Here is a 26,397-nt window from a genome sequence, read left to right on the forward strand (position 1 = left end):
CAAAGTGCCGGACCGCTGGACTCACGCTCGGTCGTCGCTCTTTGGCAAAGAGCAGGTCAAAGACCTTTTCTAATGTCGGGCTGACAGGATTTGAACCTGCGACCACTTGACCCCCAGGTAGCCGAACGGTGTCAACGGGTGCCCATATGTGAAGGGTTTGCGCAGGTCAGCACGATTTGCCTACACCGGCCGACACCCGCTAACACCCCCGATATTGGCGTGGTTGGCGTACGCGTTGGCGTACGCGGGGCGATCAACCGGCATGTCGCAGCACTCCACCCCGGCTGACCGGAAGTAGCGTGCGTGGTCATGGCGGATGCCGACCGTAACCCCACCTACCTCCGCGACCTCGCCGTGCACGTCGCGGCCTTCCGTGACGCATTCAAGTCGTTCCTCGCATTGCACACGGACACCTACCGAGGGCCGGGCATGGGCCTCCTGCCAGCCGTGATGCCCCTAGTCAGTTCCGATCCGGCCGAGGTGGATTCACTCCGCGCCCGTGTGTCGGAGGCGGCCGGACGTGCACGGCGCGCGCCCCACCTCACGGGTTGCGTGATCGGGGTTGTGGACCACACCGGGCAACGCAATGTCGTCGATCCCGTCGCGGCCTGGCACACCGTCACGCAACCCAAGCCGATGCTTGAACCCGCCAACATCATCGACGCGTGCAACCAGATGATCGGCTCGCTCGGCGAACTAGCCGACCGCGCCGAGGCAGAGCAGCCGCCGACGGTCGATGTCGCGGAGATGCATCCGGCGGTGTGGGGACAGGCCGCGCGGCTATGGCGTGACGAGCACTACCGGCAGGCGGTGTCGGCCGCCGCGGATGGCGTCGTGCAGTTGGTGAAGTCGCGCACCGGCCGACGGGACATCGACGACACGTCGCAATGGCAGCAGGCGTTCTCCAAGGACGATCCCGAACCGGGGAAACCGCGTCTGCGGTGGCCGGGCGACCAAACCGACAAGACCGTTGTGTCGATGAACAACGGCCTCCGCCAATTCGCGCCCGGCGCACAAATGACGATCCGCAACCCCGCAACCCACGGGCCGGGCGAGATGACCCCACAGGAAGCCGTCGAACGCCTTTCGGTACTCAGCCTGTTGGCCCGGTGGGTCGACCAATGCGACCTCATCGAAGCACCGCCGGGGAAGCCGTGACGGTCGCCGCGTTCGTCCTCGGCGTGCTCGGCTTCGGCCTTGCCGCATCGTCGCTGACGTGGCAGGTCTACACGTTCCTAATGCAGGGCGCGCGACCGAAACTCACCCCGATCATCGGGATGCTGACACCGCCGGGGATGGTCACCAACGATGCGACCCGCGACATCCGGTCATCGTTGGTGAGCGCCGCCGAACAGCTACAGCCCGGCCCGTTGATCGTCGGCGTGACGGTCGTCAACGCCGGGCGCGCACCGTTTCATGTCGCTAAATGGTCAATCCGAGCCGACCCGAGCGGGACGTCCTTCGGCGTCATCGGCGAGCAGATCGGATCACCCGAGGTCCCGTGTGACATCCCGGCCGGTGCCGAACGAACCTTCTTCATGTACCTCGACGCGGCAACCAACCTGAAGTCGGGTGCGGACCGGATCGAGGGCAAGCCGCAACAGATCGTCGCCACGGTGTCGAGCGGTGGCCGTACCTACGTGTCCAAACCAATCGCGGCGGCAAACCTACAGATCGGCCAGTGATCATTAGCCCGGTCGGCCGCCCAGATTGGTTGCGCCACAACCACACCCGGTCATAACTACCCCGTCGGCACCCCCCGACCCGTGCCGAGGCCCGTTTTTCTGCGCCCGCGCACAAAAAAAGTTCCAAACGGACCGCGGAGGGGTCCGGTACCGCCCCCACCAACATTCTCGCGAGATCTCCTCGGGGTGGGGTCGGGGTGCCGGTTCTGGCGGCCCTGGTCGCCGTCAGCGGTCGAAGTCCGGCCATGGCATAGCCAACGGTCCGAGGTCGGCGTCGGTGCGGCCTGCGACCGTCTCGGCGGCCGGGCGGTCGTGGTCGCGCGATCCGTCACCACGGGCCTCGTTACACACGGCGTGGAGTAGCCGGTCGGCGGTGGTGCCGCCGCGGGATCGTGCGCGTGTGTGATCGGCGTGCAACGGTCGACGGTCGGGGTTCCGGGTGGCGTCGCGCCACATCGGCTTGCCGCACCACCAGCACGGCCTCCCGTCCCGGTGGCGGGCGAGGAGTCTGTCGCGGTTCTGGGTGTGTTGCCATCCGAGGCCGCGCTGCTTGTTGGTTCGCCTGCCGGTTGGCGGTTGTTGTCCGCGGCCGGTGCGTGACGGCATGTGAACCGCTCCCCAGTCGTGTGGTGGTGGTGCGGCACCCCCGGCCCGCGCTTGACGAAGGAGACCGACCGGGGGTGCCGCGTGCCGCGTCCGGGATCTGACAACCGGACACGGCGCGGCCTGGGTACGCGGCCCGCATAACCGCGCGTGATCCCAGGGGGTCTAGTGGCCTACGCGTAGAACCAGGGCGCGGGTTCGGCGAGGTCGCCGGTGTTGTCGGCGGAATGGCCCACCTCGGACAGCGGCACGGCGAGTTCGTCGGGGGTTTTCGCCAGCACCTCGGCCATGTCGGGATCGGCTTCGATCAACGAGACCCAGAATTTCTTGCGGGCTGCGGTGATCGCACCTCGGGACACGGCCGCGTCGACCGATGCCTCGACCTTGGCCTTGGCGGCGGCGGCCTTAATGGTGCGGCCTTCGGCGGCGTCGCGGCGTAGTGCGGCGGCGGTGTCGTTGTCGAGCACCTCGAGTCCGGCGCGCTTGGCGCTGGCCGCGATCGTGGACGCCTTCGCGGGGTCACCGAGTTGCGCGGCGAGATCAAGTGCGGTGTCGACGACCAACTGCGGGTCGGCGGTGTCGTCGGGCAACCCCAACGCGCCGAGTAGCGCAGCGATCTGTTCCGGTGTGAATTCCATTGTGCCGGTTCCCTTCTAGCTGAGCGCGGTGATCTTCTTGGCGGCGTAGGGCCGGTCCACGGCGATGGCGGGCACGGCGTAGGCCTGCACCCACTTGGATCGGGTGGAGCGGTCGTCGTATACCTCGACGACCAGGCCCGCTGATTCAAATCCGATGGTGCCGACCATGCCCTTCTGGGCGACGAACGCCACGCCGACGGGTACGCGCGGGTTGGCGAACATGCCCTCGCTGAACCCGGCCGAGGCGAGCATGTCGTCGAGCCCTTCGGCGTAGGCGGTGCGCAACTGCCGGGCCTGCTCGGGATGCACGACCAGGATGTCGTGGTGCACACCGAGCTCCTCGAGGTCGGCCATCTCCTGTGCTTCGGCGAAGTGGGCGGTGGGTCGGTCGGCCGACGGGGTGAGGTCGGTCAACGGGCCGACGAAGGTGAGATCGTCCCAACCGGCGGCGGGTGCGAAGGTGCCGATGTTGGCCGCCTGCAACGCCGCAACGGCGCGGTTGTCGAGCTTCCGCGCAATCGTGTTCGCAAGTTGCGTGGTCTGTTGGTCGAGGTAGTTGACGGCGTTGCGGGTGATCTGCTCGTCGGTCACCTGGAACCGACCGCCCCAGTCCTCCACCGCCGCGATCTGCGGCGTCGGATCAACTCCCTCGACTACGCGGTACTCCGCACCGGGCGTGCGCATCTCGACGTCGGACGCGTAGTAATCTGCGGCCGCGATTACGGAGAACAGCAGGCCGCCACCCTGCACGGGTGCGCCGAGCTGGCGGAAGAATTTCGGTAGCAGTAGGTCCGCGTCGGCGAGTTGGGCGATCCGCGCCTTGAGGATCGTCGGCTGGCGGAGGGCGACGTCAACGGTCAGTTGGCGGCCGTTGAGTTCGGGGATCAACGCATTGGGCATGGGTCGTGTTCCTTTCGGTCGTGTCGGGTGTTAGGCCGGGAAGGCGATCTCGGCGACGGCACCGTCGGCGGCACCGGTCACGGCGAACCCGACGACCACCCCGGCGGCCGCGGTGGACACTGCGCCACCGGCACCCACCTGGACCTCGGCACCGGCGGCGATGGCACCGGCGGCGATGACCTTCACCACACCGCCGCGGGCGACGCGGACCAGCTGCCCTGCGGCGGCGTCATTGGCGGCGACGCCGAAGGCGCGATCACCGGCCGCAGCCGCGGTCACGGCGAGATTGCCCGCGGCCGTGCGGTTCCCGGAGATCTTCACGAACCGGCGTGCGGTGACGGCACCGGTGGCCTCGCCGGTGATGTTCTCGCCCGGTGCGTAGCTGTACGGGTTGGTGATCGTGGTGCTCATGTGGGTGTCCTCTCTGGTGAGACGGTTCGGGTGTTGCGGGTCCGTCGGGCGCGCGCCACGGCGATGGCACGGGCATGCGTGGCCGGCTCTCCACCACGCGGTGGTACCGCGGCGACCACGACGCGGCGCGCGGACGATGCGGCCACGCCGTAGAGGTTGGTGATGTCGGCCAACGTTTCGATGCCCGGCGCGGTGCTGCCCAGTAGCGCCACGGCCTGGATCACCAGCGGCCACACGGTGCCGTCGGGCGCGGTGTAGTCGAGAAGCGCCTCCACCGACCGCGACGGGTACGAGTGCGGCAGCAGCGTGGCGACCGCGGCGGGCACGTCCACGAAGTCGCCGACCAGCGTGTTCCCGCCGTCGGCGAGTCGGAGGTTGTCGACGCGGCCCAGGGCTGGGAGGCCATCGAAGCGGGGATCGGTGTGCCCGATCTTCAACCGAGGCCGCGGCAGAACACCGGCGGCGTGCGCGGCCACGGCCGACCGCAAATCGTCCGCGGCCACGGTCCACTCCCCGGTGCTGATCTCCCACGTACCGACCCGCACCAACTCGACGCCGCGGATCGTCCGGAGGTTAGGCACGGCTACCGCCGCTCGGATGCCCGCTGTTCGGCGAGGGCGTGCACGGCGCGGGCGTCGAATCGCCACCGGGTGCCGGTGTGGGTGACGGCGAGTCGTCCTCGGCGGGCGAGGTCGCGGACGGCGTTCGGCGTGATGCCGAGTCGTCGAGCGGCCTCTCCGGTACCAATGACATGCGGCCCAGCGTCCACGGAATCCCGTTGCGGTGCACGCACACTGGTGGTTTGGTCTGGCGGTTCAGATCCTTGTGCGTGGTCACCGGCCGAATCGCGGACCGCCAGTGAAGCGACAGTCCGGTGCAGCTTCGCCGTCGTGGCGGCCAACCGAGGCGACGGCTGCGACGGCGTTGGGTGGCCGTGCTCGTCGCGTTGCTCGGCAAGTAGGCGGCCCACCAAGTCGAGGGCCGAGGCAATGTAGGCCGCGTCGTCGGTGGTGATGAACACCCCACGCTGCGCGCTGATCACACCGCACCCGTGTCGGCGTCCGGGTGCACCATCAGCGAGTCGACGCGGACGAGTTCGTCGCGCAGCAGGGCGGCCAACGTGTCCGGTGCGACGTCCATGCCACGCCGCCGCACGAACGGCGCGGCCACGCACCACACCGCCGGGATCGTCAGCCCGCCGAACGGCCGCTCACGCCCTTCGCGGATGGCCAGCGCGGCGGCAGCGGATGTCATGTCCTCGTCGCCGGTGATCTGCCCGAGGGCCGATATGTAACCGGCCCGTAGGCAACGCAACTCGAAGTCGTTGTCACCGTCGGCGCACCGCAGCCGCAGCGTGTCCACCTCCGCTTCGGTGAGGATGTCCCGCAACCGGTTCACGATCCGCCATACCCGCAGCTCGACCTGGGCGCGGTCTCGGGCGCAGCACACCGGCAACATCTCCGCGGCGGCCCGGATGTCCGGGTCGTCGATCACCCGGCCGAACGCGTCGCCGATGCCGACGAGGCGGCGCGCCGCAGCCATGTAGACCGCCCACGGCATCCCCGCCCAACCCACGTCGTCGGTGCAGCAATCGCACGGAGTCGACGCGTGGGTGACCGCGGCCGCGAAGCCGATGTCCAGGTACGCCAGGCCGAACCACAGCGCGCCGGTGGCCGTGGCGTCGGCCCGGACCTCGCGGCGCACCTCGTCGGGGTCGCGGTCGGTGGGCACGTTCACCTCGTAGCCGAGGCGGCGCGTCCACATGGCCGATTGCCGGGCGGCCACCCGCACCACCAACGCCTCCTCGTCGAAGGGTTGGCCGTCGTCGGGCTGGCCCGCGTGGTCGCTCATGATTGTTCTCCATTGCGTTCGTTGATGATTCGGGCGGCCAGCCATCCGGCAAGGAACCCGACGAGCAGGTGAGTGGCGTTGAGGGCGGCGGCGATCATGGCCGGTCCCGCGGGTATGCGGCGCGCAGTGTCGCCACGGCGTCGGCGATGTCATGGGCCAGCGCGAGCGCTTCGTCGGCGGTCATGGTCACGAACACCGGACCGATCCGCAGGCTGATCCGCGCCGGGTCACGTTTCGCCACAACCCCGATCGCGGTCTCGACGTCCACGTGTGCCCTCACGGCGCACGCCCCGGTGGTTCGTGGATCGGCTCGGTGACATCGCGGCCCGCCGGTGGCGCAGTGCGCTCGCCGTGGCCGCATCGGGTCGCCGGGTCGACCGGTGCCCCGTCCGGGCCGAGACGCCACCCCGACGGGTCGCATCGGGGACATGCCCGGATCGCGGCCACACGTGCCGTCAGGGCCGCCCGTTCGGCCGCACTGCGCCGGATCACGACACCACCCGCAGGTCGGGCCGTTCATCGTCGATACGGCGGCGGCGACGCGGCGGCCGATCACGGCGCGCACGACGTGCACGAGCCTGCACCTGGAACCACCATTCGGCGTCGTCGACGATGCTCGGCCGGTAGCGGACGGCGGCCGATTCGGGATACCAGCGGACGGCGGTCCAGAAACACGCGGAATGCGGCGGCCACCAACGCCACCCGTTCGGCTGCTGTTGTCGGGCTATCTGGGACGGTGCGAGGCGACCGCAGATCGGGCACGGCTCGATCAACGGCAACTGGGCCGGTTGGTGGTTCATGCGGGTCTCCTGCGTTGGTTCAGGTCGGATCGTTCGTCGGGTGTGGCCTCGTGCCAGGTCCCGTCGTGGTGGCAGACGAGCGGCCCTGATGCGAGCGCGCTGCCGTCGGTGTTCAGGACGAGGCCGCCGTCACGGCAGCGCGGGCACTGGTATCCAGGCACTGGCAACGGACTCGACGGCGTGATGCGACCGGGTGCCGCTACGCCGTCGGGGTGGTCGCGCTCCCAGGCTTTTCGTCGCATCTTGCACGCGTGGCACGGCCGGTCGACGTCGTCCGGGTGCCGACCGCAGTACCAGGGCGGCGTGGGGTCGGGTTCGACATCGACCGCCCCGCCGTCGATGCCCGGCGTGGTTGTCTCGGTGGCGTCGTCGGCAAGTGCGCCGTCTGGGTCGGGTGTCGGCGGCGCGGCGGTAGCCGCTGCCGTCGCTTCGGGTTTCGCTATTCGCTGGGATGTGGGTGGGGGGTCGTCGCTCGACGGTTCTAGTTCGGGGGTCGGCGATGCCTCGCGCGCCCGCGCCCCCCCGTCCTTAGAACCGTCTCTAGAACCGTTTAGGTTGCCACCCAGGGATGGCGCAACCACGTTCGAATCTGGCGCAAGCACGTCGGGATCTGGCGCAAGCACATCGTCTGCGCTCGCGCCATCCTGGCTGGCACAACCACCGTCGTTCGCTTGCGCCGTCCTGGGTGGCGCAAGCACCAACAGTTCGAAGATGTTCGGCCGAATCACACCGTGCGACTTGTAACCACGCTTCACGACCCGGATCAGTCCGCGGTCCTTCAACTGCTCAAGCGTCCGCACCGCCGTCCGCTTTGATTTGCCGATCGCGGCCTCGACGTGTGCCAGCCAAACGGCACCCTGCCGACTATCCGCATGACACTTCTCGGCGATCGCCACTAGCGCGAGGGTCTGCGCCTGCGTTAGGTCAGCCAGCTGGCCGGAACGGGCGTCGAGGACTTCGCCCACCAACTGCCCGCTCACAACGTACCCGCCCCGCTCTCGACGTCGCGCCGGTGTTGGGCGTGGCCGTGCGTGGTCACGATGCCGTGGCGGCCGCGGTGAGTCGCTCGACGTACGCGGCAATGCTCTTGGCGGTGATGAACCCGCGGCGACCAATGTTGACCTTGACCAGCTCGCCGCGGTCGATGAGCTCGTACATCATCGTGCGGCTGATTCCCCCAAGGCGGCCGCATGTTTCGGGGATCGGCACCAGGAGCCGGTCGTCGGGTGTGTTGTCCATGTTGGCTTCTCCGTAAGGTCGTGGTTTCCCCGATGTCCGCGGGTGCCCGAGCGGGTAATTGCCATCATGTGCCAGAGATGGCATTGTTGTCGTTGCCATTAGCGACCCAATTGTTGGCAATGATGGAAGCGAGGCCCGATCATGGCTGGCGGCGCACCGTTACAAGAGACCTACGATCTGCGCGCTGGCGATGAAACCGGCGTCAAGGTCGGCGAGATCAGTTGGGCCTTCGGAACACCACTCGTCGCCGTGCGTGACGTGTTCGTGCCGGAACGGATCGACGCCTGGGGGTACTTCCCCGGCAAGGCGCGGGAGCAACCCGTACTGCGAATGACCATCGAAGTGCGGCAGGGCATTCCGTCGTTCACCCGGTTCGAGGTGACGGCGGCCTCGGATGGTGTCGAGATCACCGGTGCGCACCTAGGACTCGTCCGCGACAACCTCGAATGGTGGCGCGACATGATCGTGCGAAACGCGGCCCAAAGGTCCGCTTCGCGTGTGCAACCCGGCACCGACGTGTGGGACACCTTGACCGCGCCGGATTGGGCCGACGGAGGGGCGGCAAGTGAGGCGGTCCGGGAGGTGCGGCGCGGTCGACCGCGAAAGGCGACCGACGCACGGCACGAACGGGTCGCCATGATCTACAAAGCGCACCTATCGGGCAAACCGCTAGAAGCGATCCGCGACGCGTTCCGCGATTCGGACGGCAACAACATCAGTCGGCGCACCGCGGCGCGGTACGTCTCCGACGCAAGGAAGGCCGGACACCTACCGGCCACGTCGCAGGGCATGAGAAAGGCGTAACGGCATGGGCAAGCGGTCCAACGGCGAGGGCAACGTCTACCAACGTGCGAACGGCACCTGGGAGGCCCGCATGACCTACCCCGACCCCGACACGGGTCGGCAGCGGCGGGCGTCGTTCTACGCCCCGACCAAGCGGGCGGTGATGGCGAAGATGAAGGCGGCGCGGGAACGGGTCGACGCCGGTGCGCCGGTCAAGGATGCGAGCACCACGGTCGCCGACTGGCTCGCGCATTGGCGCGCAACGACACTCGCCGCATCCGATCGCAAAGAAACGACCCGTTCGCTCTACACCACTTTGTCGAAGGTGCATCTGGAGCCCGCGCCGTTCGGCGCGACACCGCTCGACAAGTTGCGGCCGTCCGACGTCGAGGCACTCGTCCTGCGGTTGCGCGCCAAAACCAAGCCTGGCCGCCCCGACCCGGATAGCGACGCCGAACCCGCACCGGTTCGCGCGCTCTCCGATTCGACGATCCGCAGCACCTACACGGTCCTCCGCGCGGCGCTAGACGGCGCGGTGCGCGACGGCCTTCTGGCGCGTAATCCGGCGGCCCAGGTTCGACGCCCGGGCGTCGAACGCACTGAGGCTAGGCACTTGGACGCCGAGGACGTGACCGCGGTCCTACGCGCCGCAGAATCGTCGCGCTATCACCCGGCGCTGGTGTTGATCGCCTCGACCGGGATGCGTAAGGGCGAGGCGTTGGCGTTGGCGTGGGATGCGTTGGACCTCGACGCCGGGATGCTGCGGGTGGCGGCAACGATCAGCCGGGTCGGAGGGCGGTTGGTTATCACCGAACCGAAAACGGTGCGATCACGGCGCACGGTGCCGCTCAATCCGGCGGTGGTGTCGATGCTGCGAAAGCACAAGGCACGGCAGGCAGCCGAACGACTACGGGCGGCGAACCAATGGCAGAACTCCGGCCTGGTGTTCACCACCGAACTCGGCGGGCCGGTAGATCCACGGAATCTCTTACGTGTGGTCGAGGTCGCATCGCGCTCGGCCAACATCGAAAAGGTGGGCGCACACACGTTCCGGCATTCCGCCGCGGTTGCTTGGTTGGAGTCGGGCGTCCACATCAAGGCGGTAGCGGATCTGCTCGGGCATTCGTCCATCGCCATCACCGGCGACGTTTACGGCCACACTAGCGACGACACCGCACGCGCTGCGATCGACGGATTGGCCGGACGGTTGGGGCTACTGGACGTCGGCGGGCACCCGTGAACACCTGCGGGTTGGCGTACGGGTTGGCGTATGGGACGGAAAAAGGCACCTCCCGAAACCTCGGAAAGTGCCTCTGACCTGTGTCGGGCTGACAGGATTTGAACCTGCGACCACTTGACCCCCAGTCAAGTGCGCTACCAAGCTGCGCCACAGCCCGCGGTGCCTCCGGGATCGCCGGTAGGCGGTCGAAACTCTACCTCAGGCCCAGGGTCAGATCCCAACCGCCTTGATTCGTGTCGGCAAGGCGGTAGGCAACGTCGGCAGCGGCTGCTGATGGCAAAGCGCCATACGCTCCGGCACTGACACTTTCGGCATTCACGACCCAGTTGTCCACAGGGTCGACTTCATCCACAGCTGGGATGAACACCGTGGTCGGCGGCGCAGGCGCCGATTAGATTCGAAACTGTGTTCGATGACATCCTGACCGGCGTCGCAGCGGCCCGCACACCGGGCCAGGGCGTCCGCGCCTGTGCACGTCTGGAGAACGCCGCCTGCGCTGCCCGGCTCGGATTCATGGCCGACATGCTGGAAAAAGCGTATGCGGAGTCGGGATCGGCGGAACGCGAGCAGTGGCGTTTCGACAATTGGTCTGCGGTGTGCGCGCGCATCGGCGCCGCACAGGAGGTGACCAGTGGAGCCGCCAGCGCGCTGCTCTCGGACGCGCTGGTGTTACGGGAACGACTGCCGCGAGTGGGGACGGTATTTGCCGAGGGGCTGATCTCGTATCGGTTGGTGCGGATGATCTGCTCACGCACCATGCTTGTCACCCACGCCGAGGCGCTGCGGGGACTGGATGCGGAGTTGGCCGAAGCACTGCGGGACTGGGGCGCCAAGTCTGTAGACAGGGCCCAGCACGATGTCGACGCCGTGGTCCTCAAACACGACCGGTATGCGGTGCGGCGCATTGAATCGTCCTGCCGCAGTGCATATGTCGATGTGAAGACTAATTCGGCCAACGGTGTTGCGTATATGACGGCGACGATATCGGCCCCGGACGGCGAGGCCGTCGACAAGCGGGCCGACGCGCTCGCGCGCACCGTGTGTGAGCGCGATCCGCGGACAATGGACCAGCGTCGTGGCGCGGCAATGGGGGCGATGGCCTTCGGATGGGACCGCTTGCCGTGCCTGTGCGAATCCGAAGCCTGCAGCGCCGCGACCAAGCCTGCCGGCGGCGGGGTCGTCATCCACGTGATCGCTCATCAGGACACCGTCGCCTCGGCTTCCGCGAACGACGCCCACCCCGCAGACCGCGGCGTCGGCGTCGATGGTGTCACCCACACTGAATGCGACCGCGCGACAACCACCCCTGGAGCGAGCAGTCCAGCCGATACCGACTGTGCGGCAACGCAACCGCCGAACCGTGATGTGGCCACGCAGCGGCGTGCGCTCGCCGGACAGAATCCCCCGCTGCTGCCCAAGCCGTGGCATTCCTACAGCCTCGCGGGTCTGCTGGCCGCCTTGGCGCCGGATCAGGGGGAATTCTGCGCGGCACGCCCGGCTCTGATACTCGGCGGCGTGGTTCTACCGGCAGCGGTGGCCGCCCAGGTGGCTCAACACGCCACGATTCGGACGTTGGTTCATCCTGGCAAGGCACCATCGGAACGGCGGTACCGTCCGTCGAAGAGACTCGCCGATTTCGTGAGGTGCCGGGATCAGACGTGCCGATTCCCCGGCTGCCACCGCCCGGCAACCAACGCCGACATCGATCACACGATTCCGTATCCCTACGGCCCCACGGCCGCCGCGAATCTGGCTTGTCTGTGTCGCGAACATCATCTGCTCAAGACATTCTGGGCAGGCTGGTCGAACGTCCAGTACCCCGATGGAACCATCGTGTGGACTGACCCCGACGGACACGCCACGACGACGTACCCGGGATGCCGAACAGTCTTTCCCGAGCTGTGTGCACCCACGCTTGAGGTTCCTGCCGCCGCGGCGGTGCCGCAGAAGCACATCGCAGGCCTGACGATGCCCAGGCGGACCGTCACTCGCGTACGGGCCCGACAACAACGCATCGACGACGAGCGCCGACGCAATGCGGAAGGTCCCGAAGTTCCGAGATGGAAGAACACCGATCGGAAGTGGCGAAGCGCCTGTGCGCACGAGCGACCACAGCACACAGCCACCGAAGTCCGACGTTCTGAAAGCAGCGCGGGCGCCGACGAACCACCGCCTTTCTGAAACGCTGACATGGTGGTGACAGGTGCATCGAAGTCTCCGCGGGCGGGTACCTCCGAGGGGGTGACGACGACGCGTGACGACACTCCCCTGTGGCTGTTCGCCGATCAGCTCGGCCCGGCGGTCTACGGAGGCGAGCATTCCCACCGCGAGGTCCTGCTGATCGAGGCCACCTCCGCGTTGGCCAAGCGTCGCTACCACCGGCAGAAGCTGCATCTGGTGATGTCGGGTCTGCGTCACGCCGACCGCGACCTCGGCGACCGCGCCACCTTGATGAAGGCCGACACGTACACCGACGCCCTGAGGCGGTTCAACCGGCCGGTGCTCGTCCACGAACCCACCTCGCACGCCGCCGAGAAGTTCGTCCACCGGCTCCGCGAGGACGGCCTGGTCGCCGATGTCCTGCCCACGCCGACGTTCGCGCTGCCCCGCAAGGACTTCGCGGAGTGGGCGGGCGAGCGCACCCGGTTCCGGATGGAGGACTTCTACCGCGACCAGCGACGTCGGTTCGGTGTGCTGATGGACGGCTCCGACCCCGTCGGCAATCGGTGGAACTACGACGAGGACAACCGCGAACCGCCGCCGAAGAAGCAGTCCACGCTCGAGGTGCCTGCTCCGTACAAGCCCCGCGAAGACGACATCGACGAGCAGGTACGTCGTGACCTCGACCAGATGAACCTCGACACCGTCGGCCAGGACGGTCCCCGCCTGTTCGCCGTCACCCCGGTCGAGGCCAAGCGCGCGCTCGCCCGCTTCATCGACCACCGGCTGCCCCTCTTCGGCCGATACGAGGACGCCATCATGGGCGACGACTGGGCGATGTCGCACTCCTTGCTGTCGGTCCCGCTCAACCTCGGCGTGCTGCATCCGCTCGACGCCGTCGAGGCCGCCGAGCAGGCCTACCGCGACAAGAAGGCGCCGCTGGCCGCCGTCGAGGGCTTCATCCGGCAGATCCTCGGCTGGCGCGAGTACATGTGGCATCTCTACTGGCATTTCGGCCCCGACTACACCGAGAAGAACGAACTGAAGGCCCGCACGCACCTTCCGGACTGGTGGGCCGACCTCGACGCCGACGCCGTCACCGCGCAATGCCTGCACCACGCACTGGCGGGCGTCCGCGACCGCGGCTGGACACACCACATTCAGCGGTTGATGGTCCTCGGAAGCCATGCGCTGCAACGCGGTTACCGTCCCGACGAACTGACCGACTGGTTCGCCACCGCCTTCGTCGACGGCTTCCGCTGGGTCATGCCCACCAACGTCGTCGGCATGAGCCAGCACGCCGACGGTGGCCTGCTCGCCACCAAGCCCTACACCTCCGGCGGCGCATACATCAACAAGATGAGCGACCACTGCGGTGACTGCGCATTCGACCCCAAGAAGCGCGTCGGCGACGACGCGTGCCCCTTCACCGCCGGCTACTGGGCGTTCACCCACCGCCATCGCGACCTGCTGGCCAAGAACATGCGCACCCGCCGCGCCGTGTCGTCGATGGACCGGCTCAACGACCTCGGGGCCGTGCTGGAGCAGGAATCAGCGCGTGATCGCTTCTGAGCCGGGAACGTCGACCGGCGACGGCTCGGCAGTGTCCGGCGCGAAGCGCGGCGCCCGCGACACCCGCCAGGCGTAGATCACCAGGGACACCCAGACCACGACGATCAACGAGTAGATCGCGGTCGACCACGGCCAGTTGATGTCGAAGAAGTGCACCAGCTTCTGGCTGTTGGTGAGCACGATGACACCGCCCACCGCCGTACCCAGCAGCGCCGGGCTGATCCTGCTGACCAGCCACGCGGCGAACGGGGCCGCGATCACCCCACCGACCATCAGGCCCACCACCACCGGCCAGTTCTCCAGGAACTCCTGGCGCAGGCCGATCAGGAAACCCAGCGAGGCCGACACCGACACCAGGAATTCCGACGCGCTGACCGAACCGATGACGGTCCTTGGCGCCGTCTTGCCCTGCGACAGCAGCGTGCTCGTCGTCACCGGGCCCCAGCCGCCACCGCCGGACGCGTCGATGAAACCGCCGAACAGGCCAAGGGGGGCAAGAAATTTCGTGCTGTGAGTGGTGCCGCGGCCGCCGAAGGTCAGCGGGGTGCGCAGCGAGAACCGCAGCAGCACGTAGATACCGATGGCGACCAGGATCGCGGCCATCAGCGGCGCGGCGTGCTCGGTGGACAGCGACGACAGCACCGTGGCGCCGAGGAACGCGCCGACAGCACCGGGGACCCCGAGTTTGGCGACCAACGTCCAGTCGATGTTCTTGAACTTCCAGTGCGACAGCCCCGACGCGAACGTGGTGCCCACCTCGGCGAGGTGCACCGCGGCGCTGGCTTGGGCCGCGCCGACGCTGGACAGCACCAGCAGCGTGGTGGCGGTGACGCCGAACGCCATGCCCAGCGCACCGTCGACGAGCTGGGCACCGATACCGACAAGGGTGAAGATCAGAAGCGAACGCATGGCTGCTCTCGGGAGCTGTGGTCACCGCGCGGCGACCGAAGGGACGGGTGGGTACGCGTCAGGGACGCGGACAACACCACTCGTCGAACGCCATCGACCGGCGTGAGGGCCAGAAGAACTCGAGCGCGGACACGTCGGACGGCGCCGGCGTGACGAGCACGCGATCAGCCATTCGACGATCCCATCTTCTGAGTAACCAAAACTTGGCACAGCTTACACGGTCAACAAACGCCACAGCCCGATCAATCCCACCACCACGATCACCGCACGCAGGACGTTCGGGGAGAGCCGCCGCCCGTAGTGTGCGCCCACGAAACCGCCGATCAGCGACCCGATGGCGATCAGGCCGGCCGCGACCCAGCTGATCCGGTCGAACGCCACCACGGTGTAGGCCACCGCCGCCACGATGTTGACGAGCAACGAGAGCAGGTTCTTGGCGGCGTTCATGCGCTGCATGTCCTCGGGCAGCAGCGCGCCCATCGCGGCGATCAGCAGGATGCCTTGCGCCGCCGTGAAGTAGCCGCCGTACACCCCCACCGCGAATGTGGCCGCCACCAGGGCCGTCATCCGCGCCGCCGACACGTGATCGACCGATTTGCCGGAGGCCTCGGCGCGACGCTTGGCCCACGCCTGAATTCGTGGACCGACGACGACGAGCGCCAGCGCAAGAATCAGCAGCACCGGAACGATCTGCAGGAACACCTTCTCCGGAAGGTGCAGCAGCAGCCACGCGCCGCAACCTGCCCCGACCAGCGAGGCGGGAATCTGCCACCGCAACCTGTTCCACTGCCCGCGAAGCTCGCGCCGGTATCCCCACGTCCCCGACACCCCTCCGGCGACGAGCCCCACCGCGTTCGACATGGTGGCGGTCACCGGCGGAAGACCCAGCGTCACCAGCGTGGGGAACGTGATCAGCGTGCCGGAACCGACGACGGCATTGATCGCTCCTGCCCCGACACCCGCGAGCGCGATGAGAACCATGTCGAGGACGGACATTTGATTCACCCTATCGGGCAGCCGAGATCACTTGCGCGCGCGTGCGCCCCGCTTCTCGCGAACCCGGACATTGATCCGGATCGGGCTTCCCTCGAAGCCGAAAGTCTCCCGCAGGCGCCGCTCCAGGAAGCGGCGATAGCCGGCTTCGAGGAACCCCGAGGTGAACAGCACGAACGTCGGCGGGCGGGCCGTCGCCTGGGTGGCGAACAGAATCCGCGGCTGCTTGCCGCCGCGGACCGGGGGCGGTGTCGCGGCGACGATCTCCTTGAAGAAGGTATTCAGCTGCCCGGTCGTGATTCGCCTGTCCCAGGAGGCCAGCGAGGTCTCCAGTGCGGGCACCAGTTTCTGCACCGCACGGCCGGTCTTGGCCGAGATGTTGACTCGCGGCGCCCACTGCAATTGGGCCAACTGCAGATCGATCTCCCGGTCCAGCAGATAGCGGCGGTCCTCGTCGACGAGGTCCCACTTGTTGAACGCCAGCACCAGGGCCCGGCCCGCCTCGACCACCATCGCCAGCACCCGCTGGTCTTGTTCGGTGAGCGGTTGTGACGCATCGATGAGCACGATGGCCACCTCAGCCGAGTCGATCGCGCCGTGCGTGCGGACCGACGCGTAGAACTCGTGGCCGCTGGCCTGTCCGACCTTGCGGCGCAATCCGGCGGTGTCGACGAACCGCCAGAGCTTGCCCTCCATCTCGATGAGCGAGTCCACCGGGTCGACGGTCGTGCCGGCGACGTCGTGCACCACCGACCGTTCGTCGCCGGAAAGCCGGTTCAGCAGCGAGGACTTGCCGACGTTCGGCTTGCCCACCAGGGCCACCCGGCGCGGACCGCCGGAGCCACCTGCCACCTCGGACGTGGTCGGCAGGTCCTCGATCACGGCGTCGAGCAGGTCGGCGACGCCGCGCCCGTGCATCGCGCTGACGGGGTGCGGCTGGCCCAACCCCAGGGACCACAGGGCGGAGGCGTCGGCTTCGCCGCGCTCGGTGTCGACCTTGTTCGCTGCCAGGAACACCGGTTTTCCGGAGCGCTGCAACAGTTTTGCCGCGGCCTCGTCTGCTGAGGTGGCTCCGACGATGGCGTCGACGACGAAGATGATCGCGTCGGCGGTGCGCATCGCGACCGCCGCCTGCTCGGCGACGAGCTGCTGCAAACCCTTGGCGTCGGGCTCCCACCCGCCGGTGTCCTGCACCATGAACCGCTGACCGAGCCAGTTCGCGTCGTAGGACACCCGGTCGCGGGTCACCCCGGGGATGTCCTGCACGACGGCCTCACGGCGGCCCAGGATGCGGTTGACGAGCGTGGATTTGCCGACGTTGGGCCTGCCGACGACGGCCACCACCGGTGGCGGTGCCGACGCTTCCTCGATGGCCTCGGCGACATCCTCGGCCCCGAGCTCCCAGTCTCTTTCGTCGAACCACGTGCCGCCGGTGTCGTCGGTGTCGTCTTCGGTCATCGGCTTACGCCCGCTTTCTGCTCGACGAGCCCGGTCAGATGCGTGACGACCTCGGTTTGGTTCATATCGCTGGTATCCACGACGACGGCATCGTCGGCGGCGCGCAGCGGCGACACCGCGCGCGTGGAATCCAGATGGTCACGGCGCTTGACGTCGGCCAGCACCGCCTCGTAGTCGTCGGGCAACCCGCGCGCGACATTTTGATCGTTGCGCCGCCGGGCCCGTTCCTCGGCTGAGGCGGTCAGGAAGATCTTCACGTCGGCATCAGGGAGCACGACGCTGCCGATGTCACGTCCCTCAACGACGACATGACCTGGGGCAGAGGCGAGTTCGCGCTGCATGGCCACCAGTCGCGCCCGCACCTCGGGCACCGCCGACACGGCCGACACCGCCTTGGTGACGGCATCGCCGCGGATCTCGGCCGAGACGTCCTCCCCGGCGAGGAAAGACCGGTCCTCGGTCGGGTCGCTACCGACGGTCAGGTCCACGTCGTCCGCCGCGGCGGCGATGGCCGCGGTGTCCTCCAGCGCGATGCCGGACCGAAGCACGCTGAGCGTCACGATGCGATACATCGCGCCGGTATCCAGGTATCTCGCATTCAGCGATGACGCCAACCCTCGTGCCACCGAGGACTTTCCGGTACCGGCCGGGCCGTCGATCGCGATCACCAGGGAATGGCTCACAAACCCACCGCCTTGTAGAGCTCGCCGATCTCTTTCTGTGTCAACACCCGGATGCTGCCCGGCCGCTGGTCGCCGAGCGTGACTCCGCCGATGTCGGTGCGCACCAGTGCCTGCACGGGAAAGCCCACTTCGGCCAGCAGTCGTCGCACGATCCGCTTGCGGCCCTCGTGCAGGGTCACCCGCACCAGCGTCTTGCCCGGCACCGTGTCGACCACCGCAAAGTCGTCGAGGTGAATCGGCCCGTCGTCCAGTTCGATTCCGTCCTTGAGCTTGCGACCCAGCCCGCGCGGCACCGAACCGAGGACGGTGGCGATGTAGCTCTTGGGCACCTCGTACGACGGATGCATCAACCGGTGCGCCAGCTCGCCGTCATTGGTGAGCAGCAGCAGTCCCTCGGTGTCGGCATCCAGGCGCCCGACATGAAAGAGCTTCTTGTTGCCACGCACCCGATGCTCGATGAGGTCGCCGACGCACGGTCGACCGCGGTCGTCGGACATCGTCGAGTGCATGCCGATGGGCTTGTTGATCGCCAGGTGCACCAGGGTGTCGTCGATCGAGATCCTGACTCCGTCGACCCGAATCACCGACACTGACGGGTCCACCCGCGTACCCAGCTCGGTGACGATCCGATCGTCGACTTCGACACGGCCGTCCAAGATCATCTTCTCCGCGACCCTGCGGGACGCGATTCCTGCCTGGGACAACAGCTTTTGCAGGCGTACGCCCTCTTGATCGGTCATCATCAGTCCTGATCCACGTCGATGGCCGCAGGCGCCTCGGGAGCGCGCGTGCCGTTGAGTTTCATGAAACGCGGCTCTTCACTGAGCGTTTCGCTGAGATCGTCGATCACGTCGACGTCGGGAAGCAGCGGTGCGATATCGGGAAGATCCGTCAGCGAGGACAATCCGAGCCGCTCCAGGAACAGCTCGGTGGTCGCGAACGTCACCGCCCCGGAGTCCATATCGGTGCCTGCCTCGGTGATGAGTCCGCGGGCCAGCAGGGTCCGCATCACCGCGTCGACGTTGACCCCCCGCACGGCGCTCACGCGCGCCCGGGTGACCGGCTGCCGGTACGCGACGACGGCGAGGGTCTCCAGAGCTGCTCGCGTCAGCTTCGACCGTGCGCCGTCGAGGAGCAGCTTCTCCACATACGGCGCGTACTTCGGGCGGGTGTACATCCGCCAGCCGCCTGCGGCCTCCCGCAGGTCGATACCGCTGTCGCGGGCGGCCCATCCGTCGGCGAGGACGCGCAGACGGTCCGACACCCGTTCCGGCATTTGATTGGTGGCACTGGCCAGCGCGTCGACGCTCACCGGGGAGTCGACCACCAGGAGCAGCGCCTCGAGCACGGAATCCAGCTCGGTGTCGTCGAGCTCGAGCTCGGGGAGCTCGTCTGCAGCACCCTCGTCGCGCACGGTGTTTTCAGTCATAGTCTTTCTATTCCGCGTCCGCGGTAGCCAACTGTTGGCTGTCAGGCCGCTCTCCGGTCCACGAAATTTGGAGCACTCCAAGCGGTTCTGGCTGCTCGAATGCTACCGCCCGGGCCCGGTACAACTCGAGCAGCGCCAGGAACCGTCCGACGATCTCCATCGGCATCTCGCAATCGGCGACCAGGTCGGAGAACGACGCCCAGTGGCCGATCCCCCGCTGCTCGAGCTGCGACATCAGATTGGCCGCCTGCTCGGGCACCGACACCGGCACCTGGTGCAGGTGATCGGTGCCCACCGTCGGCACCGGCCGCGGGGTGAACGCCGTCGCGGCGATCTCCGCGAACCGGCCCGCATCGACACCCAGCATCACCTCGGGCAGCAGCTCGGCGTAGCGGTCCTCCAGCGACACCGCCCGCGGGTAGCTGCGCATCGCAGCCGCCTCCAGCTCGGCGAACATAACCGCGACGTGCTTGAACGCGCGGTACTGCAGCAGCCGGGCGAACAGCAGGTCGCGGACCTCCAGCAGAGCCAGGTCCTCCTCGTCGTGGACCTCGCCGGCCGGGAGCAGGCGCGCCGCCTTCAGGTCGAGCAACGTGGCCGCGACCACCAGGAACGACGTTGTCTCGTCGAGCCCGAGCTGCGGTCCGATCGCCTTGGTGTACGCGATGAACTCGTCGGTGACCGTGTGCAGTGCCACTTCCGTGACGTCAAGACGGTGACCGAAGATCAGCTGCAGCAGCAGATCGAACGGGCCTTCGAAATTGCTCAGCCGAACCTGGAAACCAACCGGTGCCGACTCCTGCGCAGGCGTCTCGCTCACGCGCCGAACCGGTGGATGACCTCACGCGCGAGCGCCCGATATGCCTCGGCGCCAGCCGATTTCGGGGCCCACGTGGTGATCGGTTCACCGGCGACACTGGTCTCGGGAAAGCGCACCGTGCGCGTGACGACGGTGTCGAACACCAGATCGCCGAACCGCTCGACCACTCGGGCCATCACCTCGCGCGAGTTGACGGTGCGCGGGTCGTACCGGGTGATCAGGATGCCGCTGATCGACAGTTTCGGGTTCAGCCGGTCGTGGACCTTCTCGACGGTGTCGGTCAGCAACGCCAGCCCGCGCAGCGAGAAGAACTCGCATTCGGTCGGGATGATGACCCCGTCGCTACAGGCGAGTCCGTTCACGGTGAGCAGACCCAGCGACGGCTGGCAGTCGATCAGGACGTAGTCGTACCGATCCAGCACCGGATACAGAGCGCGTGCCAGCGACTGCTCGCGGCCCACCTCGTTGACGAGCTGGATCTCCGCGGCGGACAGGTCGATGTTGCTGGGGACCAGATCCAGGCCGGGCACCCGCGTCTTGATCAGCACCTGGTCGATCGACACCCGGGGCTCGACCAGCAGGTTGTGCACGGTGTGATCGAGCTCGTAGTGCGGGACCCCCAGCCCGGCCGAGAGCGCGCCCTGCGGGTCGAGGTCGACCAGCAGCACCCGCCTGCCGTACTCGGCGAGGCTGGCGCCGAGGTTGATGGTCGACGTGGTCTTGCCGACGCCGCCCTTCTGATTGCACATCGCGATGACCTTGGCGGGACCGTGCGAGGTGCGAGGGGCCGGCTCCGGCGTCTGCCTGGGGATGCGACCGGTCAGGCCCGGCGTCGGATCCGGATCGACTGCGGGCACGTGCGCGGTGGGGTCCATTCCGCCTGTTTCGTCGGTCATGCCGGACCCTCGCTGGTCAGGCAACCCACAGGCTTGGCGGACATCCGGGCAAGTTTAACGGTGAGCGCGCTGCCCGCGGGGCAGACCCGCAGGTAACACCCCGCCGAACGTGCGCACCGGTCCAGAACCGCCGTCCGTCTGCCTAGGCTGGTGACGTGAGCCTCACCCAGCAGCTGCCGTTCCTGCGGTGGTCGTCGTGGCGTTTCCTGGCGGGCATGCCGTCGTTCCTGCGGACAGGCCAGATCGGTGACGGTCGAGAAGCCGCCTGCGCCGCCCACGTCGAGGCAACTGCCCGCCGCGGCGATCCGGACGACGTGCTGGCGGCCATCGACACCTTCGCCTACGAGAAGTCGATGCTGGTCAACGTCGGCGACGAGAAGGGCCGCCTGCTCGATGCCGCCGTGCGCCGTGCCGCGCCCGGCCTCGTGCTCGAGCTCGGCACCTACTGCGGCTACAGCGCGCTGCGGATGGCCCGGCAGGCCCCCTCGGCGCGGATCTGCTCGGTCGAGTTCTCTGCCGCCAATGCCGAAGTAGCTCAACGCATCTGGACACATGCCGGGGTCGCCGACCGGATCAGCTGCGTGGTCGGCACCCTCGGCGACGGCGGCGCGACCCTCGACACGCTCGCCTCCGACCACGGCGTCACCGCAGGTGCGCTGGACCTGGTGTTCATCGACCACGACAAGCGCGCCTACCTGCCCGACCTGCGCCGCATACTCACACGGGAGTGGCTGCGCAGGGGTTCGATCGTCGTCGCCGACAACGTCGGCGTGCCGGGAGCGCCCGGCTACCGGGCATACATGCGGGGCAATCAGGGTGGGCTGTGGCACACCGTGGAGCACAAGGCCCACGTGGAATACCAGTCGTTGCTGCCCGACCTCGTACTGGAGTCCGAGTACCTCGGTTAACGAGCCCGCGGGTGGGCTCCTGCCCACACTTCCCGCAGCGCGTTGACGGTGACCATGGTGTAGATCTGCGTGGTGGTCACCGACGCGTGCCCGAGCAGCTCCTGCACCACGCGGACGTCGGCGCCACCGTCGAGCAGGTGGGTGGCGAACGAGTGCCGCAGGACGTGGGGCGACACCGTCGCGGTGATACCGGCCCGGTCGGCGGCGTCCTGCAGCACCTGCCAGGCGCTCTGCCGGGACAGCCGTCCGCCGCGGGCGTTGAGAAAGATCGCCGGAGTGCCCCTGCCGCGGCGGGCCAGGTCGGGACGTCCGCGCACCAGGTAGGCGTCCAGCGCGATGACGGCCGGCCGGCCGACCGGAATCAGCCGTTGCTTTCCGCCCTTGCCGTGCAGCAGCACCGACCGGGCCTGGGTGTCGACGTCGTCGATGTCCAGGCCGACCGCTTCGGAGATCCGTGCGCCCGTCGAGTACAACATCTCCAGCAGTGCCCGGTTGCGCAGCGTCAACGGTCCGTCGGTCTCGCTGTCGCCGCCGCCGGCCTCCAGCAGCGCCAGCACCTCGTCGATGCTCAGGCTCTTGGGCAGTCGGCGGCTGGGGGTCGGCGGCTTCACCTCGCGCGCCACGTCGATCGCCGCGATGCCCTCGGCGGTCGCGAACTTGTGCAGGCCGCGCACCGCGATCAGCGCCCGCGCCGCCGACACCGCCGACAGTGGCATCACGCCGTTGTCGGTGTCGCCGCGACGCAACGCCACCAGGAACTCGCTCACGTCGGCCTCGGTCACCGCGCCCAGGTCGGCGACCCCGCGCGACGTCAGATGCTCGGAATAGCGCCGCAGGTCCCGCCGGTACGAGCTCAGCGTGTTGGCCGCCACCCCGCGTTCGATCGCGAGATGGTCCAGGTATCCCTGGACCTGCCCGGCCAGGGACTGGCCGGTGGACAGCGACGGCGACGTCACAGATGCCCCATCCGCCGGGCCAATGCGGTGGGCCGATCCGCCCACGGAGCGTCGACGGGCCGCAACACCTCGCGGTCCGGCATGGCGTGGGCCGCCAGGATGCCGGCGACCGAGATCGAGTTGACGATGTCTCCGGAGTACACGCCGGCAACGGCCTCGGTGAGAGCGACACGCCGCACGATCAGGTCGGCCTCCTCGTCGTGCGCATCGGGCCGCTCCACCTCGCTCAGCCCGGTGGCCAGGAACACCCGCACGCTCTCGTCGCAGAATCCCGGGGCGGAATCCAGATCGACCAGCGTCCGCCAGGTTCGGGCGGCCAGGCCGACCTCCTCGGCCAGCTCACGCGCCGCCGAGACGTGCGGCGCCTCCCCGGCGGCGTCCAGCAGTCCGGCCGGCAGCTCCCACAACCGCCTGCCGTAGGGGTGGCGGTACTGATGGATCAGCACGATGCGCCCGTCGTCGTCGAGAGCCACCACGGCGACAGCGCCGAAGTGTTCGACGACCTCGCGCCGGGCCGTGCCGCCCCCGGGCATCAGTACCTCGTCGGCGCGCAGCGCAAGGATCTTGCCGACGTACAGCGTCTCCGACGAGACGGTGGAGAACTCGTGACGTCCGGGCCCGCCCTCAGCCACGAGCCGGGGCGTCCTCGAGGGCGTGCTCGGCACCGTTGGGCTCGTGATCGGGCACCGCGGGCATCTCCACAGGCAGACGCTCGGCATTGTTGTACACCACCGACGCCCCGATGAACGCCACGAACAGCGGGTGCGGACGGGTCGGGCGGCTCTTGAGCTCCGGGTGCGCCTGAGTTCCCACCAGGAACGGGTGCACCTCGGCGGGATACTCCACGAACTCCACCAGATGCCCGTCAGGCGAGGTGCCCGAGAAGCGCAGGCCGCTCTCGGCGATCTTGTCCCGGTAGGCGTTGTTCACCTCGTAGCGGTGCCGGTGCCGCTCCGACACCTCGGTGGCGTCATAGGCCTGTGCCACAAGCGAGCCCGGCTCCAGAACGGCCGGGTAGGCGCCGAGCCGCATGGTGCCGCCCAGGTCGGCTTCGCCGGCGACGGCGTCCCGCTGATCGGCCATGGTGGAGATCACCGGGTCACGGGTCTCGGGCTCGAACTCCGCGGAATTGGCGTCGGTCAAGCCGACCGAGCGGGCGGCCTCGATGACGATGCACTGCAGACCCAGGCACAAGCCCAGGACGGGGAGGCCGCGCTTGCGGGCATAGCGGATGGCGCCGATCTTGCCTTCGATGCCGCGGATCCCGAAACCTCCGGGGATCAGCACGCCATCGACATCGGCAAGGGCCGACGCGGCTCCGGCGTCGGTCTCGCAGTCATCGGAGGGCACCCAGCGCATTTCGACCTTGGCGTGGTGGGCGAAGCCACCGGCACGCAACGCCTCCGCGACCGACAGATAGGCGTCGGAGAGATCGATGTACTTGCCCACCAGGGCGATTCGCACCGTGTCCCGCGGCTCGTGCACGCGGTGCAGAAGATCGTTCCACTGCGTCCAGTCGACGTCGCGGAACGGCAGGTTCAGCCGTCGGACCACGTAGGCGTCGAGCTCTTCGCGGTGCAGCACCTTGGGGATGTCGTAGATCGACGGAGCGTCGGGGGTGGAGATGACGCCGTCGATGTCCACATCGCACATCAGCGCGATCTTGATCTTGAGCGGCTCGGGAACGTCGCGGTCGCAGCGCAGGATCAGCGCATCCGGCTGGATGCCGATGCTGCGCAGCGCCGCAACCGAGTGCTGGGTGGGCTTGGTCTTCAGCTCTCCCGAGGGGGCCATGTACGGCACCAGCGCGCAATGCAGGAAGAAGCAGTTGTCTCGTCCGACCTCGTGGCGCACCTGGCGTGCGGCTTCAAGGAACGGCAGCGACTCGATGTCACCGACGGTGCCGCCGACCTCGGTGATCACCACGTCGGGCCGGATGCCGCTGCTGTCGGGCTCGGCCATCGCGAGCACGCGCCGCTTGATCTCGTCGGTGATGTGCGGGATCACCTGGACGGTGTCGCCCAGATACTCGCCGCGGCGCTCCTTGGCGATGACGGTCGAATACACCTGCCCGGTGGTGACGTTGGCGAAGCCGGACAGGTTGCGGTCCAGGAAGCGTTCGTAGTGGCCGACGTCGAGGTCGGTCTCCGCGCCGTCTTCGGTGACGAACACCTCACCGTGCTGGAACGGGTTCATCGTTCCCGGGTCGACGTTCAGGTAGGGATCGAGCTTCTGCATCGTCACCTGCAACCCGCGCGCGGTCAGGAGCTGACCGAGGCTGGACGCTGTGAGTCCCTTGCCGAGCGATGACACCACACCACCGGTGACGAAAATATGCTTGGTGGCCGTTTGCGGGTGCTTGCGTAACGCTGCCAAGTGCGACCTCCGTGATGACCGGGCAGGGCTTGCGATGCTGGGTAAACACCCAATTGGGGGCCTGCCGACCCACGGAATCTCACCCTAACACCGACTGCGACAACCTGTGGCTGACGCGCCGCGCCTCCGCGGGACGGCGCTACTGCGGAACGGTGACCGACGTGGCTCCCTGGCCGATGCCGAACTGGTCGGGCTTGCCGCCGTTGATGAGCGCGCTCAGCGCCAGCACCGCAGTGATCCGGCCGGATTCGCTGGAGATGTCGTCGACGGTGCTGACGGCGTTTCTCAACGCGGCGTCCGCCCGAGTAACCGCGACCGCGGAGGTGCCGGTGGCCGATCCGTCCCGCCCGACCAGGACGGTGCCCGACCCGTGGCCGGCCACGCCGGCGGCGAAGCGGGCGACGCTGGACCCCTGGTTGCCCGCGTCGTCGCCGAGCGGCCCGCCGGTGACGATGAGCGCGGTGTCGGCGGCGCCGATGCTCTCGGTGCCGTAGGTGATGAAGCCGGTGTCGCGCAGCGCGGCCAGCACGGTCGCGCGCTGGGCGTCGTCGACCGGCGCCACCTTCGGATCTCTGTTGTTCAGCAGCGAGATACCGAGCAGGTCGCCGGCCTTGAAGCCCTGGTCGACGGAGGCGGTGCTCAACTGGGCACCCGCGGGCACGATCGGCGAGTTGACCACCGACAGCAGTTTCTCGGCCGAGTTGGCATCGACGAGTTCCTGCGTCAGGCCCAGCGTGCCGGTCACCCTGCCGCCGGCCTCGGTCACCAGCCGGGTCAGCCCGTCGATGTCGTCGTCGGCTGCGTCCGGGGTGCGGAAGATCACCACCGACTTGTTCGCCAGGCTGTCCTGCAGGATGCGCGGCGCCATCTGTGCGTCGAAGTCGGATGCGGCGCTGAGCTTCTCGTTGAGCGCGTTGCGGTCGCCGGTCAGCGTGTCGATCTGGACCTGCATGTCCTGCTTGTCATCCTGCAGGCCCGACAACACCGTGTTGGACAGCAGCCCGGATCCCAGGGCGACGCCGATGGCAAGGGCCAGGAACACCGCGGCGAGGGAGATGGCGTGCGAGCGCAGCGAGATCACCGTCGG

30 protein-coding genes and 1 tRNA gene are annotated in these 26,397 nt (G+C 68.1%); 7 read left to right on the top strand and 24 right to left on the bottom strand.

The annotated features are described in order from the left end of the window. Positions 1 to 354 precede the first annotated feature (354 nt). Both EL337_RS15415 and EL337_RS15420 read left to right on the top strand, forming a co-directional pair. Positions 355 to 1,158, top strand: coding sequence for a TIGR02391 family protein (locus EL337_RS15415; protein WP_220096909.1), 804 nt, complete (start codon positions 355 to 357; stop codon positions 1,156 to 1,158). Continuing rightward, positions 1,155 to 1,685: a hypothetical protein gene (locus EL337_RS15420; protein WP_048631159.1), complete on the top strand. Its 531-nt coding sequence runs from the start codon at positions 1,155 to 1,157 to the stop codon at positions 1,683 to 1,685. Before EL337_RS15415 ends, EL337_RS15420 begins: the two co-directional genes overlap by 4 nt. Positions 1,686 to 1,910: 225 nt before the next feature. On the opposite strand, the gene EL337_RS15425 is transcribed toward EL337_RS15420, so the two are convergent. The 11 genes from EL337_RS15425 to EL337_RS15470 all read right to left on the bottom strand — a co-directional run bounded on the left by EL337_RS15425 (position 1,911) and on the right by EL337_RS15470 (position 8,127). Beyond that, on the bottom strand, positions 1,911 to 2,291 hold the full coding sequence (locus EL337_RS15425; protein WP_048631160.1) for an HNH endonuclease: 381 nt from the start codon (positions 2,289 to 2,291) through the stop codon (positions 1,911 to 1,913). 170 nt (positions 2,292 to 2,461) lie between these two features. Further along, positions 2,462 to 2,926: a hypothetical protein gene (locus tag EL337_RS15430; RefSeq protein ID WP_048631161.1), complete on the bottom strand. Its 465-nt coding sequence runs from the start codon at positions 2,924 to 2,926 to the stop codon at positions 2,462 to 2,464. Positions 2,927 to 2,941: 15 nt separating this feature from the next. Further along, complete coding sequence (locus EL337_RS15435) at positions 2,942 to 3,826, bottom strand: major capsid protein (RefSeq protein WP_048631162.1); 885 nt, start codon at positions 3,824 to 3,826, stop codon at positions 2,942 to 2,944. Between the two features lie 30 nt (positions 3,827 to 3,856). Beyond that, positions 3,857 to 4,237: a capsid cement protein gene (locus tag EL337_RS15440; protein WP_048631163.1), complete on the bottom strand. Its 381-nt coding sequence runs from the start codon at positions 4,235 to 4,237 to the stop codon at positions 3,857 to 3,859. Then, on the bottom strand, positions 4,234 to 4,818 hold the full coding sequence (locus EL337_RS15445; protein ID WP_048631164.1) for a hypothetical protein: 585 nt from the start codon (positions 4,816 to 4,818) through the stop codon (positions 4,234 to 4,236). Before EL337_RS15445 ends, EL337_RS15440 begins: the two co-directional genes overlap by 4 nt. A 2-nt stretch (positions 4,819 to 4,820) precedes the next feature. Further along, positions 4,821 to 5,279, bottom strand: a complete 459-nt coding sequence (locus tag EL337_RS15450; RefSeq protein ID WP_048631165.1) for a helix-turn-helix domain-containing protein — start codon at positions 5,277 to 5,279, stop codon at positions 4,821 to 4,823. After that, a complete protein-coding gene (locus EL337_RS28745) occupies positions 5,276 to 6,088 on the bottom strand; it encodes a hypothetical protein (RefSeq protein ID WP_048631166.1) in 813 nt (270 codons plus the stop codon). The genes EL337_RS15450 and EL337_RS28745 overlap by 4 nt, the downstream gene beginning before the upstream one ends. A 94-nt stretch (positions 6,089 to 6,182) precedes the next feature. Continuing rightward, positions 6,183 to 6,356, bottom strand: a complete 174-nt coding sequence (locus EL337_RS15455; protein WP_220096910.1) for a hypothetical protein — start codon at positions 6,354 to 6,356, stop codon at positions 6,183 to 6,185. A 220-nt stretch (positions 6,357 to 6,576) separates the two neighbouring features. Continuing rightward, on the bottom strand, positions 6,577 to 6,888 hold the full coding sequence (locus EL337_RS15460) for a hypothetical protein (protein WP_048631169.1): 312 nt from the start codon (positions 6,886 to 6,888) through the stop codon (positions 6,577 to 6,579). Beyond that, a complete protein-coding gene (locus EL337_RS15465; RefSeq protein ID WP_126316592.1) occupies positions 6,885 to 7,868 on the bottom strand; it encodes a hypothetical protein in 984 nt (327 codons plus the stop codon). The genes EL337_RS15460 and EL337_RS15465 overlap by 4 nt, the downstream gene beginning before the upstream one ends. A 55-nt stretch (positions 7,869 to 7,923) precedes the next feature. Continuing rightward, positions 7,924 to 8,127: a helix-turn-helix domain-containing protein gene (locus tag EL337_RS15470; RefSeq protein WP_048631170.1), complete on the bottom strand. Its 204-nt coding sequence runs from the start codon at positions 8,125 to 8,127 to the stop codon at positions 7,924 to 7,926. A 141-nt stretch (positions 8,128 to 8,268) separates the two neighbouring features. On the opposite strand from EL337_RS15470, the gene EL337_RS15475 reads away from it, so the two are divergent. After that, positions 8,269 to 8,931, top strand: coding sequence for a hypothetical protein (locus EL337_RS15475; RefSeq protein WP_048631171.1), 663 nt, complete (start codon positions 8,269 to 8,271; stop codon positions 8,929 to 8,931). A gap of 4 nt (positions 8,932 to 8,935) precedes the next feature. After that, positions 8,936 to 10,150, top strand: coding sequence for a tyrosine-type recombinase/integrase (locus EL337_RS15480; RefSeq protein WP_048631172.1), 1,215 nt, complete (start codon positions 8,936 to 8,938; stop codon positions 10,148 to 10,150). 83 nt (positions 10,151 to 10,233) lie between these two features. Here EL337_RS15480 and EL337_RS15485 read toward each other — a convergent pair. Then, positions 10,234 to 10,307, bottom strand: a tRNA-Pro gene (locus EL337_RS15485). Between the two features lie 248 nt (positions 10,308 to 10,555). Between EL337_RS15485 and EL337_RS15490 the strand changes: the two genes are divergently transcribed. After that, entirely contained in the window at positions 10,556 to 12,331 is a 1,776-nt protein-coding gene (locus EL337_RS15490) for a DUF222 domain-containing protein (protein ID WP_083442990.1), read from the top strand. Positions 12,332 to 12,340: 9 nt separating this feature from the next. Next, the gene (locus tag EL337_RS15495) at positions 12,341 to 13,882 is read left to right on the top strand and encodes a cryptochrome/photolyase family protein (RefSeq protein WP_048631173.1); all 1,542 of its coding nucleotides are present in this window, start codon (positions 12,341 to 12,343) and stop codon (positions 13,880 to 13,882) included. Here the strand turns inward: EL337_RS15495 and EL337_RS15500 are convergent. From EL337_RS15500 to EL337_RS15535, 8 genes are all read right to left on the bottom strand, one after another. Next, positions 13,862 to 14,791: a sulfite exporter TauE/SafE family protein gene (locus EL337_RS15500; RefSeq protein ID WP_048631174.1), complete on the bottom strand. Its 930-nt coding sequence runs from the start codon at positions 14,789 to 14,791 to the stop codon at positions 13,862 to 13,864. The two genes, EL337_RS15495 and EL337_RS15500, sit on opposite strands and share 21 nt — an antisense overlap. 213 nt (positions 14,792 to 15,004) lie before the next feature. Beyond that, positions 15,005 to 15,787 carry a sulfite exporter TauE/SafE family protein gene (locus EL337_RS15505; protein ID WP_048631175.1) on the bottom strand — a complete coding sequence of 261 codons (783 nt, stop codon included), beginning with the start codon at positions 15,785 to 15,787 and terminating at the stop codon, positions 15,005 to 15,007. A 27-nt stretch (positions 15,788 to 15,814) separates the two neighbouring features. Beyond that, positions 15,815 to 17,242 (bottom strand): ribosome biogenesis GTPase Der, encoded by a 1,428-nt coding sequence (der, locus tag EL337_RS15510; protein WP_048631176.1) that lies wholly within the window; start codon positions 17,240 to 17,242, stop codon positions 15,815 to 15,817. Continuing rightward, a complete protein-coding gene (cmk, locus tag EL337_RS15515) occupies positions 17,239 to 17,925 on the bottom strand; it encodes a (d)CMP kinase (RefSeq protein ID WP_048631177.1) in 687 nt (228 codons plus the stop codon). Before cmk ends, der begins: the two co-directional genes overlap by 4 nt. Then, on the bottom strand, positions 17,922 to 18,665 hold the full coding sequence (locus EL337_RS15520; protein ID WP_048631288.1) for a pseudouridine synthase: 744 nt from the start codon (positions 18,663 to 18,665) through the stop codon (positions 17,922 to 17,924). The genes cmk and EL337_RS15520 overlap by 4 nt, the downstream gene beginning before the upstream one ends. A gap of 2 nt (positions 18,666 to 18,667) precedes the next feature. After that, on the bottom strand, positions 18,668 to 19,354 hold the full coding sequence (gene scpB / locus EL337_RS15525) for an SMC-Scp complex subunit ScpB (RefSeq protein ID WP_048631178.1): 687 nt from the start codon (positions 19,352 to 19,354) through the stop codon (positions 18,668 to 18,670). A 7-nt stretch (positions 19,355 to 19,361) separates the two neighbouring features. Then, positions 19,362 to 20,174 carry a segregation/condensation protein A gene (locus tag EL337_RS15530; RefSeq protein ID WP_048631179.1) on the bottom strand — a complete coding sequence of 271 codons (813 nt, stop codon included), beginning with the start codon at positions 20,172 to 20,174 and terminating at the stop codon, positions 19,362 to 19,364. Continuing rightward, a complete protein-coding gene (locus EL337_RS15535) occupies positions 20,171 to 21,070 on the bottom strand; it encodes a ParA family protein (RefSeq protein WP_048631180.1) in 900 nt (299 codons plus the stop codon). The genes EL337_RS15530 and EL337_RS15535 overlap by 4 nt, the downstream gene beginning before the upstream one ends. Positions 21,071 to 21,285: 215 nt before the next feature. Between EL337_RS15535 and EL337_RS15540 the strand changes: the two genes are divergently transcribed. Further along, on the top strand, positions 21,286 to 21,978 hold the full coding sequence (locus EL337_RS15540; protein ID WP_048631289.1) for an O-methyltransferase: 693 nt from the start codon (positions 21,286 to 21,288) through the stop codon (positions 21,976 to 21,978). On the opposite strand, the gene xerD is transcribed toward EL337_RS15540, so the two are convergent. The 4 genes from xerD to EL337_RS15560 form a co-directional block, all read right to left on the bottom strand. After that, complete coding sequence (xerD, locus tag EL337_RS15545) at positions 21,975 to 22,934, bottom strand: site-specific tyrosine recombinase XerD (RefSeq protein ID WP_370737123.1); 960 nt, start codon at positions 22,932 to 22,934, stop codon at positions 21,975 to 21,977. The two genes, EL337_RS15540 and xerD, sit on opposite strands and share 4 nt — an antisense overlap. Next, the gene (locus EL337_RS15550; RefSeq protein ID WP_048631181.1) at positions 22,931 to 23,566 is read right to left on the bottom strand and encodes an NUDIX domain-containing protein; all 636 of its coding nucleotides are present in this window, start codon (positions 23,564 to 23,566) and stop codon (positions 22,931 to 22,933) included. The genes xerD and EL337_RS15550 overlap by 4 nt, the downstream gene beginning before the upstream one ends. After that, positions 23,559 to 25,310 carry a CTP synthase gene (locus tag EL337_RS15555; protein WP_048631182.1) on the bottom strand — a complete coding sequence of 584 codons (1,752 nt, stop codon included), beginning with the start codon at positions 25,308 to 25,310 and terminating at the stop codon, positions 23,559 to 23,561. Before EL337_RS15555 ends, EL337_RS15550 begins: the two co-directional genes overlap by 8 nt. Before the next feature lie 139 nt (positions 25,311 to 25,449). Next, a complete protein-coding gene (locus EL337_RS15560) occupies positions 25,450 to 26,391 on the bottom strand; it encodes a copper transporter (RefSeq protein ID WP_048631183.1) in 942 nt (313 codons plus the stop codon). Positions 26,392 to 26,397 lie beyond the last annotated feature (6 nt).

It is taken from the genome of Mycolicibacterium aurum (assembly GCF_900637195.1).
GTDB lineage: Bacteria > Actinomycetota > Actinomycetes > Mycobacteriales > Mycobacteriaceae > Mycobacterium > Mycobacterium aurum.